The organism is Pseudomonas sp. JV449 (assembly GCF_032424295.1).
Taxonomy (GTDB): domain Bacteria; phylum Pseudomonadota; class Gammaproteobacteria; order Pseudomonadales; family Pseudomonadaceae; genus Aquipseudomonas; species Aquipseudomonas marginalis.
This window is the reverse complement of record NZ_VYKD01000015.1, coordinates 196,670-212,424: the sequence shown is the minus strand read 5'-3', so window position 1 is coordinate 212,424 and position 15,755 is coordinate 196,670. Positions and strand designations below refer to the sequence as shown.

10 protein-coding genes are annotated in these 15,755 nt (G+C 60.5%); 6 read left to right on the top strand and 4 right to left on the bottom strand.

Annotated features, from left to right (window positions below; all coding sequences use genetic code 11):
- Nucleotides 1–10 precede the first annotated feature (10 nt).
- The 3 genes from F6S08_RS14790 (at nucleotide 11) to F6S08_RS14780 (ending at nucleotide 6,067) form a co-directional block, all read left to right on the top strand.
- Nucleotides 11–625 (top strand): LysE family translocator, encoded by a 615-nt coding sequence (locus F6S08_RS14790; protein WP_065947550.1) that lies wholly within the window; start codon nucleotides 11–13, stop codon nucleotides 623–625.
- A 213-nt stretch (nucleotides 626–838) separates the two neighbouring features.
- Complete coding sequence (locus F6S08_RS14785) at nucleotides 839–5,644, top strand: RHS repeat-associated core domain-containing protein (protein ID WP_315871855.1); 4,806 nt, start codon at nucleotides 839–841, stop codon at nucleotides 5,642–5,644.
- 3 nt (nucleotides 5,645–5,647) lie between these two features.
- Complete coding sequence (locus F6S08_RS14780) at nucleotides 5,648–6,067, top strand: hypothetical protein (protein WP_141606241.1); 420 nt, start codon at nucleotides 5,648–5,650, stop codon at nucleotides 6,065–6,067.
- 98 nt (nucleotides 6,068–6,165) lie between these two features.
- Here the strand turns inward: F6S08_RS14780 and F6S08_RS14775 are convergent, their stop codons facing one another.
- From F6S08_RS14775 to F6S08_RS14765, 3 genes are all read right to left on the bottom strand, one after another.
- Nucleotides 6,166–7,395: a M20/M25/M40 family metallo-hydrolase gene (locus F6S08_RS14775; RefSeq protein WP_315871803.1), complete on the bottom strand. Its 1,230-nt coding sequence runs from the start codon at nucleotides 7,393–7,395 to the stop codon at nucleotides 6,166–6,168.
- A 46-nt stretch (nucleotides 7,396–7,441) separates the two neighbouring features.
- A complete protein-coding gene (locus tag F6S08_RS14770; protein WP_315871802.1) occupies nucleotides 7,442–8,500 on the bottom strand; it encodes a diguanylate cyclase in 1,059 nt (352 codons plus the stop codon).
- 85 nt (nucleotides 8,501–8,585) lie between these two features.
- Nucleotides 8,586–9,218, bottom strand: a complete 633-nt coding sequence (locus tag F6S08_RS14765) for a LysE family translocator (protein WP_065923925.1) — start codon at nucleotides 9,216–9,218, stop codon at nucleotides 8,586–8,588.
- A gap of 124 nt (nucleotides 9,219–9,342) precedes the next feature.
- On the opposite strand from F6S08_RS14765, the gene F6S08_RS14760 reads away from it, so the two are divergent.
- The 3 genes from F6S08_RS14760 (at nucleotide 9,343) to F6S08_RS14750 (ending at nucleotide 12,785) form a co-directional block, all read left to right on the top strand.
- Complete coding sequence (locus F6S08_RS14760) at nucleotides 9,343–10,755, top strand: PLP-dependent aminotransferase family protein (protein ID WP_074846512.1); 1,413 nt, start codon at nucleotides 9,343–9,345, stop codon at nucleotides 10,753–10,755.
- 234 nt (nucleotides 10,756–10,989) lie between these two features.
- The gene (locus tag F6S08_RS14755; RefSeq protein ID WP_046067981.1) at nucleotides 10,990–12,240 is read left to right on the top strand and encodes a ribonucleotide-diphosphate reductase subunit beta; all 1,251 of its coding nucleotides are present in this window, start codon (nucleotides 10,990–10,992) and stop codon (nucleotides 12,238–12,240) included.
- Between the two features lie 53 nt (nucleotides 12,241–12,293).
- On the top strand, nucleotides 12,294–12,785 hold the full coding sequence (locus tag F6S08_RS14750; protein WP_065948623.1) for a DUF1289 domain-containing protein: 492 nt from the start codon (nucleotides 12,294–12,296) through the stop codon (nucleotides 12,783–12,785).
- 134 nt (nucleotides 12,786–12,919) lie between these two features.
- On the opposite strand, the gene mdeB is transcribed toward F6S08_RS14750, so the two are convergent.
- Nucleotides 12,920–15,598, bottom strand: coding sequence for an alpha-ketoglutarate dehydrogenase (gene mdeB, locus F6S08_RS14745; protein WP_315871801.1), 2,679 nt, complete (start codon nucleotides 15,596–15,598; stop codon nucleotides 12,920–12,922).
- Between the last annotated feature and the right edge of the window lie 157 nt (nucleotides 15,599–15,755).

The window sequence follows — 15,755 nt, the reverse complement described above, 5'->3', positions numbered from 1 at the left end:
TTTGAATGCCATGCTCAGCCTGAACTTCCTCATCACCTGCCTGATTGTCGTACTGATCCCCGGCACCGGCGTGATCTTTACCGTGTCCACAGGCCTCACCGCTGGCAAGCGCGCCAGTGTGTTCGCCGCGCTGGGTTGTACGGCCGGTATCCTCCCGCACTTGCTGGCATCCGTGCTCGGCCTTTCCGCACTGCTGCATACCAGCGCGCTGGCCTTCGAAGTCCTGAAATACGCTGGCGTCGCCTATCTGCTGTATCTGGCGTACGCCACCTGGCGTGATCGCTCGGCCTTCGCCATGAATGACGCACCGGCAGTCGCCACCGCGTGCAGTTTGATGCTGCGCGGTTTCCTGCTGAATATTCTCAACCCCAAACTGACCATTTTCTTCCTGGCCTTCCTGCCACAGTTCGTCACGCCCGGCAGCACGGCAGCCGCCGTGCAAATGCTGGTGCTGAGCGCGGTGTTCATGGCAATGACATTTGCGGTGTTTGTGATCTACGGCCTGCTGGCCAACGGGTTTCGCCGCGCGGTAATCGAGTCGCCACGGGTGCAGAACTGGCTGCGCCGCAGTTTTGCGGCGGCGTTTGCAGGGCTGGGGTTGAACCTGGCGTTCGCGCAGCGCTGAAGGCTTTTTGATACGTCGCCCAAAAGGGACGATAGCCGCTGAAAGCTCCCACGTAACGGCAAGATAAGCTCTACAGCCCCAGCCTGAAAACCGCTGCAAAGTCCCTCGCCTGAATACACAGTGCGAGGGATTGCAGATGGTGGTTTTCGTTAAAGCCCTGGTTGAAGGGGCTGCCTCTTGAACCCGGCCATTGGCAGGCTGGCCCTGGCCCCGATGGATGTGAAGACGGTCGACGTTGAAAGCGTCTTCCGTGACTTTCGCGAATGCCTGAATACATTCGATGACTGGGCGCAAAGCTTCTGGCGCTTCTCGGCGCTGGAGGTCGAGCAGGTCTTCAAGGTCGGCGATGAGGTGGCGCTGGTCGCACCGATCAATCGCTCAATCATCCCCAGCAGCACCGTCGCCACGTGCCCGGCCAATGGCACCCTGACGCTGGTGCATATGTTCCAAAGCACGCGCTTCGTGCCCATCGGCGACACGCCGGTGATGCTGCAGCGCGTCGATCCCAATGGCGGCCCCTTGGGCGAGCCGATCCACAAGACCATCGGCCCCAGCGGCCTCCTCGAAATCACCGAGTGTGATCGCAACCAGCCGTACCGGATCACCTTCTATCCCAACGTTTCCAGGGATCACGTCAAGGCGCTGTATGGGTCTTATCAGTCGGTGATCGTGGGGTTGGAGGCGCGCCTGCGTGAAGAGTGGACCCGCACTTTCCAGGATCAGTGGAAAGACTATGCCGAAGCCAAGCCCCTCGATCGGCGCCGAATGCTGGAAGCAGCGTTTTTCAGCGGCCTTGGAAAAGCCCTCTTCAATGTGTGGGACAACGTTACGCAGCTGTATGACCTGCTGGCGGACCTCAAGCCCAACGGCGAAAAGCTGTTGGCCTACCTCTCCCAGGCCGAACTTGATGAACTGCTGAAGCTCGGCAACGACACGATTGCCAATGGTTTGCTGGTGCTCAGCGATGAGCCGCTGTTGTTTATCTACCTGTCGGCGATGGTCAGTTGGATGCGCCTGCTGCCACCGCCGCAGATGACTGAACTGTGGGGTGAGATCACTGGCGAGGTCCTGATCAATCTGCTGTTGATTCGTGTATTGGGTGCGATGGGGGTGGTGGCGCGGCTGGGGGCTCAAGTGCTGAGCGCTATCAAATCCAAGCGCGCGCGGGAGTTGTTGGAGTTGCTGGCCAAGCAGCTTGTAAAGCCGACGTTGGACGCGCATGTCGAGGCGGTGAAGCCTTTGCTGCTCGGTGGCCCCGCGACAGCGATCAAGACTGTACCGGTTGCGCCGTTGAAGGTTGGGGAGCATGTGGTTTCGAACCCGGTGCCGGCGGTTCGCAGGAAGACTCAGCAGACGGTGTTGGTCAGGCAGGAGCCTGTCGATGATGTGCCCGTTTCAGGGAAGAACCCGAACGGGGATGCGGCGGCCCCTTCGGATAAGACCGTCACCAACGGCTGCCCCGTGTCGATGGTTACCGGGGAGGAATTGCTCACCCTCACCGACGGCACGTTGGATGGAATCTTGCCGTTCGAGTGGACACGGTTGTACCGCACCAGTGCGGTGGAAGTGGATGTCGGGTTGGGGTTTGGCTGGAGTCATTCGCTGGCGCATCGGCTTTCTGTTTCAGGCGATTCGGTGGTGTGGACGGACCATGAGAATCGCAGTACTTCGTTTCCGATGCCGACCGTTGCTCGGCCTGCAATCACCAACAGCTTGGCCGAAGCAGCGATCTATTTGGGCGCATCGCCAGATGAATTAGTGCTGGCCCAGGCATCACGGTTTTATCAATTTCGCGACGGTGTGCTGGTCTCGATCAGTGATGCCTACGACAACCGGTTGCGGATTGCTCGGGATTTTCTGGGGCGGATTGAGCGGCTTGATAACGGTGCGGGGTGTGCGCTGTTCCTGCGCTATGAATCGGACCGCATCGTGGCGGTGGACTACCAGGTGCAGCGGGCCGAAGGCCGTGGCCCGTATGTCTGGCTTACTGAGCAGAGCATTGTTTCCTACGCCTATGACGACGCTGGCCGGCTGGTTTCGGCGACCAATGCGGTAGGTGAAAGCGAGGTTTATCGCTACGACGATCAGCACGTGATTCTTGAACGTGGACTGGCCGGTGGGGCGAGTTTCTTTTGGGAATGGGAACGGCCGGGCAAGGCTGCGCGATGTGTGCGGCATTGGGCCAGTTTTTCCCAGATGGATACGCGGTATGTCTGGGGGGACGACGGCCGTGTCACGCTGCACAACGCCGATGGCAGTCAGGAAGTGTATGTCCATGACGACCGGGCGCGGCTGGTGCAGCGGATTGATCCGGACGGTGCCCAGCATTTCAAATCCTACGACGCCAAAGGCCGGCTGACGGTTGAGCAGGATCCGCTGGGGGCGGTGACGGCGTATCAGTACGACGACGCCGGACACTTGGTGGCGTTGTTTCCCGGGGATGATGAGCCGACGTCCTACGAGCATGACAATGGCTTCGTACGGGTTGTAAGGCGGGGTCTGGCGGTCTGGAAGTACGAGCGTAACGACCAGGGCGATGTCATTCGTAAGATCGATCCCGACGGACATGTTACGGATTACAGCTACGACAAATACGGGCAACTGGTTGGGGTTTGGTACCCGGATCACAGTTGTCAGCGGCTGGTGTGGAATGAGCGGGGGCAACTGGTTAAGGAGCAGTTGCCCAATGGCGGGATCAAGCGGTATCGCTATGACGATCTTGGCCGTCAGGTGGCGCGCGCGGATGAGCATGGCGCGCTGACCCAGTATCAGTGGGACAGCGTGGGTCGCTTGGTTCGCGTGGTGCTGCCCGGTGGGGCGTGTCGGGAATACAGCTACAACCCCTACGGAAAAATCACCGCCGAACGCGACGAACTGGGCCACGTCACCCGCTACGAATACGCCGACGGGTTGCACCTGATCAGTCGGCGCATCAACGCTGATGGCACTCAGGTCAAGTACCGCTACGATAACGTGCGGTTATTGCTGACCGAGATCGAAAACGAGGTCGGCGAGACCTACCGACTTGATTACCACCCCAATGGCCTGATCCAGCAGGAAACCGGCTTTGACGGGCAGCGTACGGCCTACGTCTACGACCTCAACGGCAACCTGCAGGAAAAGACCGAACACGGTGACGATGGTAGTCAGCTCGTTACCCGTTACGAGCGAGACCACGCCGGACACCTCGTCAGAAAAACCCTGCCCGACGGCAGCCTTGTTGAATATGCCTACGACCGTCAGGGCAACCTCCTCAGCGTCGACGACGGCCACTGGGCGCTCGCCTACGAATACGATAGCCAAAACCGCCTCACCGCCGAACACCAGGGCTGGGGCACCTTGCGCTACGGCTACGACGCCTGCGGCCAGCTTCAACACCTGCGCCTACCCGATAACAACCGACTGGTTTTTAACCATGCGAAAGGCGGCCACCTCGCCACCATCGAATTAAACGGCGCGCTGCTGACGTCTCATCTGTTCAAGGCCGGCCAGGAACATCAGCGCCAACAAGGCCAACTCCTCAGCCACTACCACTACGACGACCAACACCGCCTGCACGCCCACGCAATCACCCAGCAACAGGACCACCTCTACCAACGCCAATACGACTATGACAAAACCGGCAACCTCACCCGCCTGCTCGACACGCGCAAAGGCGAACACCACTACCACTACGACCCACTAGGCCGCCTCACCCGCGCCGACCACTCCCAAGACCTGCAGGAACGCTTCGGCCACACACGGGCCGGCAACCTGCTGATGCAAGACCGCCCCGGCCCCGACATCGTCGCCGGCAACCGCCTGATGATCCAGGGCGACCGCCACTACGACTATGACGCCTTCGGGAACCTGATCCGTGAACGGCGGGGTCGTGGGCACGCACTCGTCACCGAATACCGCTACGACTGCCAGCATCGGCTGATAGGCCTCACCCAACCCAACGGCCAAACCGCCAGCTATCGCTATGACCCGTTTGGGCGGCGCATCAGCAAAACCGTGGACGGCCTAACGACGGAGTTTTTCTGGCAAGGCGACAGGCTGATTGCCGAACACCATGCGGATCGCCATCGCAGCTATCTCTATGAACCCGACAGCTTTCGTCCACTGGCCCTGTTGGAAGGTTTCGGCCCAGAAGAAACGAAGCCGTACCACTACCAACTCGACCATCTCGGCACACCGCAGGAACTCACCGACCCCGACGGCGAAATCGTCTGGTCCGCGCATTACCGCGCCTACGGCCAGATCAGCCGACTCGACAAAGGAACAATCGACAACCCGCTGCGTTTCCAGGGTCAGTACTTTGATCAGGAAAGCGGGCTGCACTACAACCGTCATCGCTACTACAATCCGGATATTGGGTGTTACCTGACGCCTGATCAGGTGAAGTTAGCGGGTGGGATCAACGCGTACCAGTACGTGCCCAATCCTACGGGGTGGATTGATCCGCTGGGGTTAAGCACCTGCCCGGGGGCAGATGGTTGCAAACCAAGGCCTACCGCTCAAAACCCAACTGGAGGTGTTGATCACGGAGAGCCCGCACTACCGCAACTGACACGTGTGCAGCGACAGGCGAGAATTGAGGAGCTAACCGAGGCCAATGCGAAGAACCGAGTCTTGGAATACGAAGCAAAGTACGACATGCATATGGTCGGTAAACACGGGCCAGAGGTACAGGACACCAAAATGAGTCGACGATCAATAGATGGGAAGGATCCAATAACGGGTAATACTCCGAAAAACAAAATGGGGGTCCCAAGCTCACAATTCAATAGCTGGAAACTCCAACTCCAGGCATGGACGAAAGCCACCTCCAGGGCTGAAAGGGGACTACCGCTTTACACGGGCATTGATGACAAGAAAAACGATATCGTACGTTTAGAACTACCAGGAGCAGGACGCGGCTACAAACCCAACAAGAAAGACAAAAATAACCCAACCTTCAACCCATCAATGAATGGCGCCGAGATGAAATTTCGTGAAGACGGCACACCCTTTACTCTATTTCCTACTAAGGAATAACAAATGCTATTCCATCCTTCTTCAGACCAAATACCTTTCGACGCTAGCCTGTACTATTTCGTGGGTATTTTTGATATTTACGACCAAGAGGAAACCAAGGGAGAAAAACTATCCCACTACAACCCTAACGACAGTAAAGACAGGGAAAGTCTCATACTCAAATATTGCCTAGATCCATACAACAAGCTTTCCTATCGTCACAGATACAAGCTAGTTGAGAACTTATCCCTTGCTTTACATACGGAAAACTATAACTTCCACTCTTACTTTGAGAACGATCCAGAGGAGTACTCAACGATGGCTTGGGACGAGACTGAAATAGAAGACCCCCGAAGTTTATTCTCCGAAATCTATCGTTTAGCGAACGAGGTCTGGAAAGACGACCTCCAAAAAGCCAGCCTCGAAGACCAGTCAACTTGGTAGTCCCACCGCAACTCCCCCTGGCAAACCACAATCCCCTGTGGCGAGCTCCCTCGCCACAAAAGCGTGCTCATCCCACGATGAATGGGTGAGCGACCTCATCACCACTTCGAAAGCTCCATAATCATCCGACTCAGCAAGTAGATCCGCGGTGCAACACTCTCCACCTCCGCATACTCCTGCGGCGTATGAATATTCCCCCCTACAATCCCAAACCCATCCAACGTCGGCGTCCCCACCCCGGCGGACAAACTGGCATCCGCCGCCCCGCCGCTGCCTTCAATGGTCAACTTTTTACCCAACTCCCCATAGATCCCCTGGGCAATCGCCACCAGCTTGTCCGACTCCGGCGTCTGCGGCATGGGCGGCAGGCCGCGTTTGAGGGTGGTGGTCACTTCGGTTTCCGGGATCAGCTTGTTGGCGGAGACCCGCACCAGGTCCTTCTCGATCCGGTCGAACTCTTCCGGCAATGCCGCGCGTACGTCGGCCTTGGCGGTGGCTTGGTCGGGGATGACGTTGGTGCGGTCGCCCGCCTTGATGACGGTGAAGTTGATGGTGGTTTTCTTCTCTTCATCACCCAGCTTGCCCAACTGCAGGATCTGATGCGCGGCTTCCATGGCGGCGTTGCGCCCCAGCTCCGGGGCCACGCCGGCGTGGGCAGCTTTGCCTTTGACTTCGACCACGGCGGTGGCACTGCCTTTGCGCCACACCACCAGGCCGTCGGCTGGGCGGCCGGGTTCCAGGTTCAGCGTGACGTCGTGGGCCTTGGCGGTGTTGCGGATCAGTTCAGAGGCGATGTCGGAACCGGTTTCTTCGCTGGCATCGAGCAGGAAGGTAATCTGTGCATAGTCCTTGAAGCCCTGGTTTTTCAGGACTTTGAGTGCGTAGATACCGGCGACGATGCCGCCCTTGTCATCCATCACCCCGGGACCATAGGCGCGGCCGTCCTTGATGTGAAACGGCCGTTCGGCCGCCGAGCCTTCCTTGAACACGGTGTCCATGTGGGCCATCAGCAGGATTTTGGCCTTGCCGTTGCCCTTGAGGGTGGCGATCACATGGCTGCTGTTGGCGGCGGCATCCGGCACCCGTTCAATGGTGAAGCCCAGCTGTTTGAGTTCATCGACGGCGATGTCACTCACCTGGGTCAGGCCTGGCCCGTAGCCGGAACCCGAATCGATATTCACCAGGCGCTCCAGCAGTTTCAGGGCCGGGGCCTTGTACTGTTCGGCGTCCGCCTGGATCTGCCGGTGGGGTTCGGCGCTGTAGGCCGGGAGTGCGAAGGACAAGGCCAGCGTGGCGGCCAGGAGAGTACGCGGGAAGGTGAAGGGCATGAACCGGTCCTTGTTTTTTGTTGGGGTGCCGCCTCACCCTACCCCACTAGACCGACCGCAACCAAGTGCCGTGCACCGAACTGACCCGGTTGCGCCCGCTGCTCTTGGCTTCATACAGCGCCAGGTCTGCGTCGTTGAGCCACGTGGTGGAATCGGCGTGCCCCGGTTGATACGGCGCCAGGCCGATACTCAAGCTGGCGCGCAATGAAGGGTCCTGGGCGTACGCCAACGCGTTGAAGCGATCGCGCAAGACATCCATCACTTCCGTGGCACGGTTGAGCGGCATGCCCGGTAGGATCACGCAGAATTCATCGCCGCCGTAGCGCCCGGCCAGGTCGGTGGCGCGCAGGTTCTGGCGCAGCACTTTGCTGAGTTGGCGCAGCACGATGTCGCCGGTGACGTGGCCATAGGTGTCGTTGATAAGCTTGAAATGGTCGATGTCGATCAACGCAATCGCGGCCCCTTGCTGTTCGCGGCGGCAACGTTGGAACTCGATCTCCAGATGGTCTTTCCAGGCGCCATGGTTGAGCAGGCCGGTCAGGCTGTCGGTGCGACTCAGCGCCAGCAATTCGCGTTTGTGCCGGGCCAGGGTCACCGCCTGGCGGTAACAGATCCAACCCAGCGCCAGCGGGTACAGCATCAGAATCGGCAGGCAGGCATAGAGCTGGACCGGGGTGGTCGTGGCGATAAAGGCCGGCGTGAATATCAACAGCGACGTGCCGATGCCCAGCGCCTGCGCCGCCCACCCCGCCAGCATGAAGCGCGGACCGCCGATGGCGACGTTGTTCATGGTCATCATCGACAGGGTCGTCACACCGGGCAGCGGGTTGAAATGCATGGCCGCGACCCAGAAACCGCCGCAAAACGAATCGAACAGCAAATTGCGCCGCTCACTGCGCAGCGTATGGCTAGTACGCAACGAGCGCTGAAAGGCCACGACCGGCCAGACAAATGCATTGATCACCATCCAGGCCCACACCCATGGCGCCGGATCCAGCGGATACATGCCAAACACTACGCACACAAAACCGAGCGTCAGCCCTAAGGTGCGGGATTTATACAAACGGGTAGCGAGCGGAAATCCTTTTCCTCCGACGGCAGGCATGGAGGGCTGTAATCCTGGATGAATGCCCGGAGTCTATCAGGGCGCCAGCAATTCGCCACTACTGCTCATTCCCCATCCAAACCATTCAGTGGGGAAAACCGCGGGCCAGCATCAACGCCACACCCAGCAACAGCACCGCAGTGATCCGCTGCAACAGCACACGGCGCCTGGGGTTTTCCAGCACGTGCTTGATGCGTTGGCCGAAGTAGCAATACAGGCAACCGCTGGCAAATTGCAGCACCAGGAAGGTCGCCCCGAGGATGGCGATATCCACCGCCGAACGTTGCTCCCCTGCCCCGGCGAACTGTGGGAATACAGCGCTGAACATGATGAGGGTCTTGGGGTTGGAGAACCCGGTCAGCAAACCCTTGCCGAACAAGCGGCGTGCGCCCTCTACTCCAGCGGCCTTATCCATGGCGACACCGCTGCTGGTCCATTGTTTGTAGGCCAGGTAAAGGATGTAGACCACGCCGATTATCTGGATGCTCTGGGTGATGGCGAGATTGCCCTTGATCAGTGCCGAAAAGCCCACGGCAAAGATCAGGATCGAAATCAGGTACGACACACTGGCGCCGAATTGGGCCGGCAGCGAACTGCGCAGGCCGTCCTTTAAGCCCAAGCTCAACAGCAGCAGGGTCATAGGGCCGGGGCTGAAGGTCATGGTGGCGCAAAACAGCAGGAAGTAGAGAAACGAAGAGAGCGTCAATGCGCTGGTCATGGCCTTGGACCCAGGGTGAGAAGGCCTGCAGTGTAGGCAAGCGCCGTTGCACAAGGCAGGTAAAGTCAGGCCTAATCCGGCCAAACTTCACCGGTAAAAGCACCGGCAAACACAAGGACAGTTTATGTTTGTATCCGCCATCGCGTTCGTGGACGGCACACCCAAGGTGCAGCAGATCGTCGAGGCGTTCAGCCAGCGCATCGAGAGCGGCGAATGGGCGCCCGGCAGCAAGTTGCCGTCGGTGCGGGAGTTGACCCAGACCCTGGGCGTCAGCAAGTTCACCCTCAACGAAGCCCTGGACCGCCTGCGCGGGCGCAACCTGCTGACCTCCAGGCAGGGGCGTGGCTACTTCGTGGCGATGGACAGCACGCGTCCGGTCTCGGTGGCGTGGGTCGACCTGCTGCCCCAGGACCTGCTCAGCGTGCTGCGTCGCCCGCTGGTCACCGCCGGCGGCGAGCTGCGCCCCGGCGGCGGCCACCTGCCGGAAGCCTGGCTGGACGCCGAGGGCATCCGCCAGGCCATGCGCAGCGTGGTGCGCACGCCGTCGTTGCGCATCGCCGGGCTGGGCACGCCCGCCGGGCTGCTGCCCTTGCGCCTGGCCCTGCAACAGAAGCTGCACGCCGACGGTTTGTCGGTCCCGGTGGAACAAATCATCACCACCCCCAACACCCTGCAGGGCCTGGACATGCTCATGCGCCTGCTCGCCAGGCCCGGCGACACGGTGCTGCTGGACGCACCGTGCTATTTCAACTTCCACGCCAACCTGGCGCTGCACGGCGTCAAGGTGGTGACCATCCAACGCCGCCCCGACGGTTTCGATTTCACCGCCCTCGAACAACTGCTGGCCGAACACCGTCCGAGCCTGTACCTGACCACCAGCGTGCTGCATAACCCGACCGGCCACTCCTTCAGCCCCAGCCAGGCGTTTCGCCTGTTGCAACTGACCCAGCAGTACCACTGCCATATCGTCGAGGACGATCTTTACGGCGACCTGCACCCCAACCCGCCGCCACGCCTGGCCACCCTCGCCGGGCTGGACCAGGTCACCTACCTGTCGGGTTTCTCGAAGATCCTCAGTGCCAACACCCGCGTCAGCTTCGTGGTGGCCGCGCCGCAACTGGCCGCCAACCTGACCAATATGAAGTTGATGAGCGGCGGCGTGACCTCGGAACTGTTCGAGCAGATCGTCTACCGCATGCTCAGCGAAGGCAGCTACGCCAAGCATCGCAAGCGCATGGTCCAACGCCTGATGGAAGCCGGCGGGCGCGTGGAGCAATGGCTGCGGCGCTGCGGGTGCGAGTTGCCGATGGCCTATGAGGGCGGGATGTTTATCTGGGCGCGCCTGCCAGCGGGTGTGAACGGCGAATGGTTGGCCCAGGAAGCGTTGAAACGCAGCCTGGTACTGGCGCCGGGCGCGCTCTTCGGCTACGACCCGGCCCATCGCGATTCGATGCGTTTCAACGTGGCCCACAGTGATGAGCCACGGGTGCAGCAGGTGTTTGAAGCGCTGTTACTCGAGGCTGCGGGCGGGTCCTGAAGGACAGCGGCGGTTCTGCCACCCCCTGCGACGTTCGATCCTTTCTTGTTCGTTGACCCATTCTGTTACACACCATATAGTGTGCCAACAAACAGAACAGACCACTACATAGTGTGCAGCATCGGTAATCACCGACCACACTCTGCGCAGTATTTCAATGCCTGGCAGCCTGCAGATCGTATTTTTTTGGACGGGTTCACATGCCGTCAAAACAGAACAGAAGGGAGTATTTCAATGCTGAGTTGGGATGAAGTCGACAACGAGGACACCGGTGCAGCCGTGATCAAGGGCGCCAACGCCGGCCATGCCAGCGAAGCCAACATGGACCGCCTCGACGGTGCCGGTGCCGCTGCCGCCATCGAAGCACGCGCCGTCACCGCCAGTGACTCCGCCGCCATCGTGCGCGCCAAGGCCGCCCTGGACAAACTCGACGTCGCCGAAGGCCTCGCCGAACTCGAAGGCGCCTCCGCCCGCGTCGCCGTTGACGAAAAGCGCATGATCAACTGCCGCGCCGACCTCAACCAACTCGTGCCCTTCAAGTACGACTGGGCCTGGCAGAAGTACCTCGACGGCTGCGCCAACCACTGGATGCCGCAAGAGGTCAACATGACCGCCGACATCGCCCTGTGGAAAAACCCCGAAGGCCTGACCGACGACGAACGCCGCATCGTCATGCGCAACCTCGGCTTCTTCTCCACCGCCGACTCCCTGGTCGCCAATAACCTGGTCCTGGCCGTGTACCGCCTGATCACCAACCCGGAGTGCCGCCAGTACATCCTGCGCCAGGCCTTCGAAGAAGCGATCCACACCCACGCCTACCAGTACTGCATCGAATCGTTGGCCATGGATGAAGGCGAGATCTTCAACATGTACCACGAGATTCCATCGGTGGCTAAGAAGGCAGCCTGGGGCCTGAAATACACCCGCTCGATCTCCGATCCGAAGTTCGAAACCGGCACCGTCGACACCGACAAGGAACTGCTGCGCAACCTGGTCGCCTACTACTGCGTGCTGGAAGGCATCTTCTTCTACTGCGGCTTCACCCAGATTTTGTCCATGGGCCGCCGCAACAAAATGACCGGCGTGGCCGAGCAGTTCCAGTACATCCTGCGCGATGAGTCGATGCACCTGAACTTCGGTATCGACGTGATCAACCAGATCAAGATCGAAAACCCACACCTGTGGGATGCCGAGATGAAGGAAGAAGCGACCCAGATGATCCTGCAGGGGACTCAGCTGGAGATTGAATATGCGCGGGATACCATGCCGCGCGGGGTGCTCGGTATGAACGCCGCGATGATGGAAGACTATTTGAAGTTCATCGCTAACCGTCGCCTGTCGCAAATTGGGTTGAAGGAAGAGTATCCGGGGACGACTAACCCGTTCCCGTGGATGAGTGAAATCATGGATTTGAAGAAAGAGAAAAACTTCTTCGAAACCCGTGTGATCGAGTATCAGACCGGCGGTGCGCTGAGCTGGGATTGATTAAAAAACGGCCCCTTTCTGGGGCCGTGTTGTTTCACTTGTCGATATTTTTTATGCCCAATCAAACCATCAAGACCCCCTGCGTCGGCCTGTGCTCCACCGTTTACGGGGACCTGGTCTGCCGAGGCTGCAAGCGTTATCACCATGAAGTGATCCAGTGGAATGGCTACAACGCCGAGGAAAAGCAGGCGGTATGGCTGCGCCTTGAGCAGTTGCTGGTGCAGGTGATGGCCAGCAAGCTGGAAGTGTTCGACCCGCAGCGCCTGCGCCAGCAACTGGAAGACCGCAAGATTCGCTTTATGCCGCACCAGTCGCCGTATTGCTGGGCGTACCAGCTGATTGCCCGGGGCGCGCGGGTGATTTCCAGGCTGGACGCCTATGGGTTGGCGTTGTTGCCGGAGTTTCGCGAACGCAGCCTGGCGGATTTGCGCGATGCCATTGACCGGGAGTTTTTCCTGCTGTCCGAGGCGCATTACGAGCGGTATATCGCCCCGGGGTTTATACGCGAAGTGTTCGGTCAGCCCCTCATCGCCAGCAGCATGTGACCGTCGTAGCAGCTGCCGAGCGCCAGCGAGGCTGCGTCAGGCGCGCTGCCGATTCAAGCTCGAGTCTCGGCCTACGCAGCCTCGCCGGGGCTCGACAGCTACGGATTTACGCGGTGTTGTATCTACGGGGGGAATCAGCAGGTCCAGGAAGCTGCGCGATCCACCTGCAAGCCATACCGCTCAATCGCCTGCTGGCACACCTGCCGCTCAAGACTGCCCTGCTCCACCAACGCGGTAAGCGCCGCCAGCACGATGTGATGCCGATCCACCTCAAAGAAATCCCGCAGCGCCGCCCGTGTATCACTGCGACCGAACCCGTCGGTGCCGAGCACGGTGTAGCTGGAGTCCAGATAGGACGCAATCATCTGCGGTACTGCGCGTACGTAGTCGGACACGGCAACCACTGGCGCACCTGCCGGCAAGTAGTCATTCAGGTGACTGACGCGCTTGCCGGCCTGCGGATGCAGGCGGTTCCAGCGTTCCACTTCCCGCGCCTCCCGTGCCAGTTCGCTGAAACTGGTGACGCTGTACACCTCGCTCGCCACGTGCCAATCCTCAGCCAGTAACCGCGCGGCGGCCTGGGCTTCACGCAGCAAGGTGCCCGAACCGAGCAGGCGTACCCGGGCGTCGGCGGCGCCTTCCAGGCGATACAGGCCCTTGATGACCGCCGCCTCCACGCCTGCGGGCAGGCTTGGCTGCGGGTAGTTTTCGTTCATCAGGGTCACGTAGTAGAACTCGTCCACATCCTGTTCCAGCATCTGGCGCATGCCGTGGTCGAGGATCACCGCAAATTCCCCGGCAAACGCCGGATCGTAGGCGCGGCAGTTGGGCACGGTGGCGGCGGTGAGGTGGCTGCTGCCGTCCTGGTGCTGCAAGCCCTCACCGCCGAGTGTGGTCCGCCCGGCCGTGGCACCGAGCAGGAAGCCACGGGCGCGCTGGTCGGCGGCGGCCCAGATCAGGTCGCCGACGCGCTGGAAGCCGAACATCGAGTAATAGATGTAGAACGGCAGCATGCGCAGGCCATGCACCGAGTAACTGGTGGCCGCCGCGACCCAGGAACTGATGGCACTGGCCTCGCTGATGCCTTCTTCAAGAATCTGCCCGTCGGTGGCTTCGCGGTAGCTGAGGATCGAGCCGATGTCTTCCGGCTCATAACGCTGGCCGACACTGGAATAGATGCCGATCTGCTTGAACAGGTTGGCCATGCCGAAAGTGCGCGCCTCATCCGCCACGATGGGCACGATGCGCGGCCCGAGCGCCTTGTCCTTGAGCAGGTTGGTCAGCATGCGCACGAAGGCCATGGTGGTGGACATTTCCTTGCCGTCGGCCGCCGTGGCGAAACCGGCGTAACCGCTCACGGGCGGGACGTTCACCGGTGCCGCGGCCTGGCTACGGCTGGGCACATAACCGCCCAAGGCCGTGCGCCGCTGATGCAGGTAGCGCAACTCGAGGCTGTCATCCGTGGGTTTGAAGAAGCTCAGCGACTCGGCCTGTTCATCGCTCAGCGGCAACTGGAAACGGTTGCGGAAAGCGAGCAGCGCGTCGCGATCGAGCTTTTTCTGCTGGTGAGTGGTCATCTTGCCCTGCCCGGCCTCGCCCATGCCGAAGCCTTTTTTGGTCTGGGCCAGGATCACCGTGGGCTTGCCCTTGACCCGGCGCGCGGCATGATAGGCGGCGTGGATCTTGACCATGTCGTGGCCGCCACGCTTGAGGCGGTCGATCTGCTCATCGCTCATGCCCTTGACCAAGCTGGCCAGCGCCGCGCTCTGGCCGAAGAAGTGTTCGCGGTTGTAGGCCCCGTCCTTGGCAGCGAAGGTCTGGAATTGGCCGTCCACGGTGTTCGACAACGTGTTGACCAGGGAACCGTCGGCGTCCTTGGCGAGCAAGGCGTCCCAGTCCGACCCCCAGACCAGCTTGATCACGTTCCAGCCCGCCCCCGCGAACAATGCCTCCAGCTCGTCGATAATCCGCCCGTTGCCACGCACCGGGCCGTCGAGGCGTTGCAGGTTGCAGTTGACCACCCAGGTCAGGTTGTCGAGGCCTTCGCGCGCGGCCAGGGTCAGGGCCGACATGCTTTCCGGCTCGTCCATCTCGCCGTCGCCGAAGACACCCCACACGTGACGCTCGGCGGTGTCCTGCAGGCCGCGATGCTGCAGATAGCGCATGAAGCGCGCCTGGAAAATCGAACTGATGGGGCCAATGCCCATGGAACCGGTGGGGAACTGCCAGAAGTCAGGCATCAACCACGGGTGCGGGTAACTGCACAGCCCACTCGCCCCGGCCTTGGCGCCACCGAGTTCCTGGCGATAGTGGGCCAGGTCGTCCTCGCTCAAGCGCCCTTCAAGGAAGGCGCGCGCATAAATGCCGGGGGCCGAATGCGGCTGGTAGAACACCAGGTCGCCGCCAAAGTCGTGATTGCGGGCGCGGAAAAAGTGATTGAAGCCCACCTCGAACAAATCCGCCGCACTGGCGTAACTGGCAATGTGGCCACCGAGCTCGCCATAGGCCTGGTTGGCCCGCACCACCATGGCCAGGGCGTTCCAGCGTACCAGTGAGGCCAGGCGCTCTTCGGTGGCCAGGTCGCCGGGAAACGCCGGTTGCTGCTCGACGCTGATGCTATTGATGTAGGGCGTACCGTGGCGGGGTTTCCAGTCGATGTGCGGAGCGCTGGCATCGCGGGCCAGCAGATCGAGGATCTGGCGTGCGCGCTCAGGGCCGGCATTGGCTACCAGCGACGCCAGCGCGTCGCGCCATTCGTCTAGCTCTGGTTGATCCAGGGCTGTGTGATTCACTGCACTCGCGAAACCGTTCATGGGCACCTCCGGGCTTTTTTTCCAGTTTATGTCGGCGCTTGAGGATTTTTTGCCTGTTATCAGGCGCGGTTTACAGAATTTTGAGCATGAATCACTGCCCATGGGCTTTTTCCCAGCACGTTGTGCTCAAACAACCCGAAACCTCACCAGTGTGTTT

Excerpts from the sequence above, each read along its gene's own strand:
- F6S08_RS14790 (WP_065947550.1), top strand. The coding sequence starts at position 11 with ATGCTCAGCCTGAACTTCCTCATCACCTGCCTGATTGTCGTACTGATC.
- F6S08_RS14755 (WP_046067981.1), top strand. The coding sequence starts at position 10,990 with ATGCTGAGTTGGGATGAAGTCGACAACGAGGACACCGGTGCAGCCGTG.
- F6S08_RS14770 (WP_315871802.1), bottom strand. The coding sequence starts at position 8,500 with ATGCCTGCCGTCGGAGGAAAAGGATTTCCGCTCGCTACCCGTTTGTAT.
- F6S08_RS14750 (WP_065948623.1), top strand. The coding sequence starts at position 12,294 with ATGCCCAATCAAACCATCAAGACCCCCTGCGTCGGCCTGTGCTCCACC.
- F6S08_RS14760 (WP_074846512.1), top strand. The coding sequence starts at position 9,343 with ATGTTTGTATCCGCCATCGCGTTCGTGGACGGCACACCCAAGGTGCAG.
- F6S08_RS14765 (WP_065923925.1), bottom strand. The coding sequence starts at position 9,218 with ATGACCAGCGCATTGACGCTCTCTTCGTTTCTCTACTTCCTGCTGTTT.
- mdeB (WP_315871801.1), bottom strand. The coding sequence starts at position 15,598 with ATGAACGGTTTCGCGAGTGCAGTGAATCACACAGCCCTGGATCAACCA.
- F6S08_RS14780 (WP_141606241.1), top strand. The coding sequence starts at position 5,648 with ATGCTATTCCATCCTTCTTCAGACCAAATACCTTTCGACGCTAGCCTG.
- F6S08_RS14775 (WP_315871803.1), bottom strand. The coding sequence starts at position 7,395 with ATGCCCTTCACCTTCCCGCGTACTCTCCTGGCCGCCACGCTGGCCTTG.
- F6S08_RS14785 (WP_315871855.1), top strand. The coding sequence starts at position 839 with ATGGATGTGAAGACGGTCGACGTTGAAAGCGTCTTCCGTGACTTTCGC.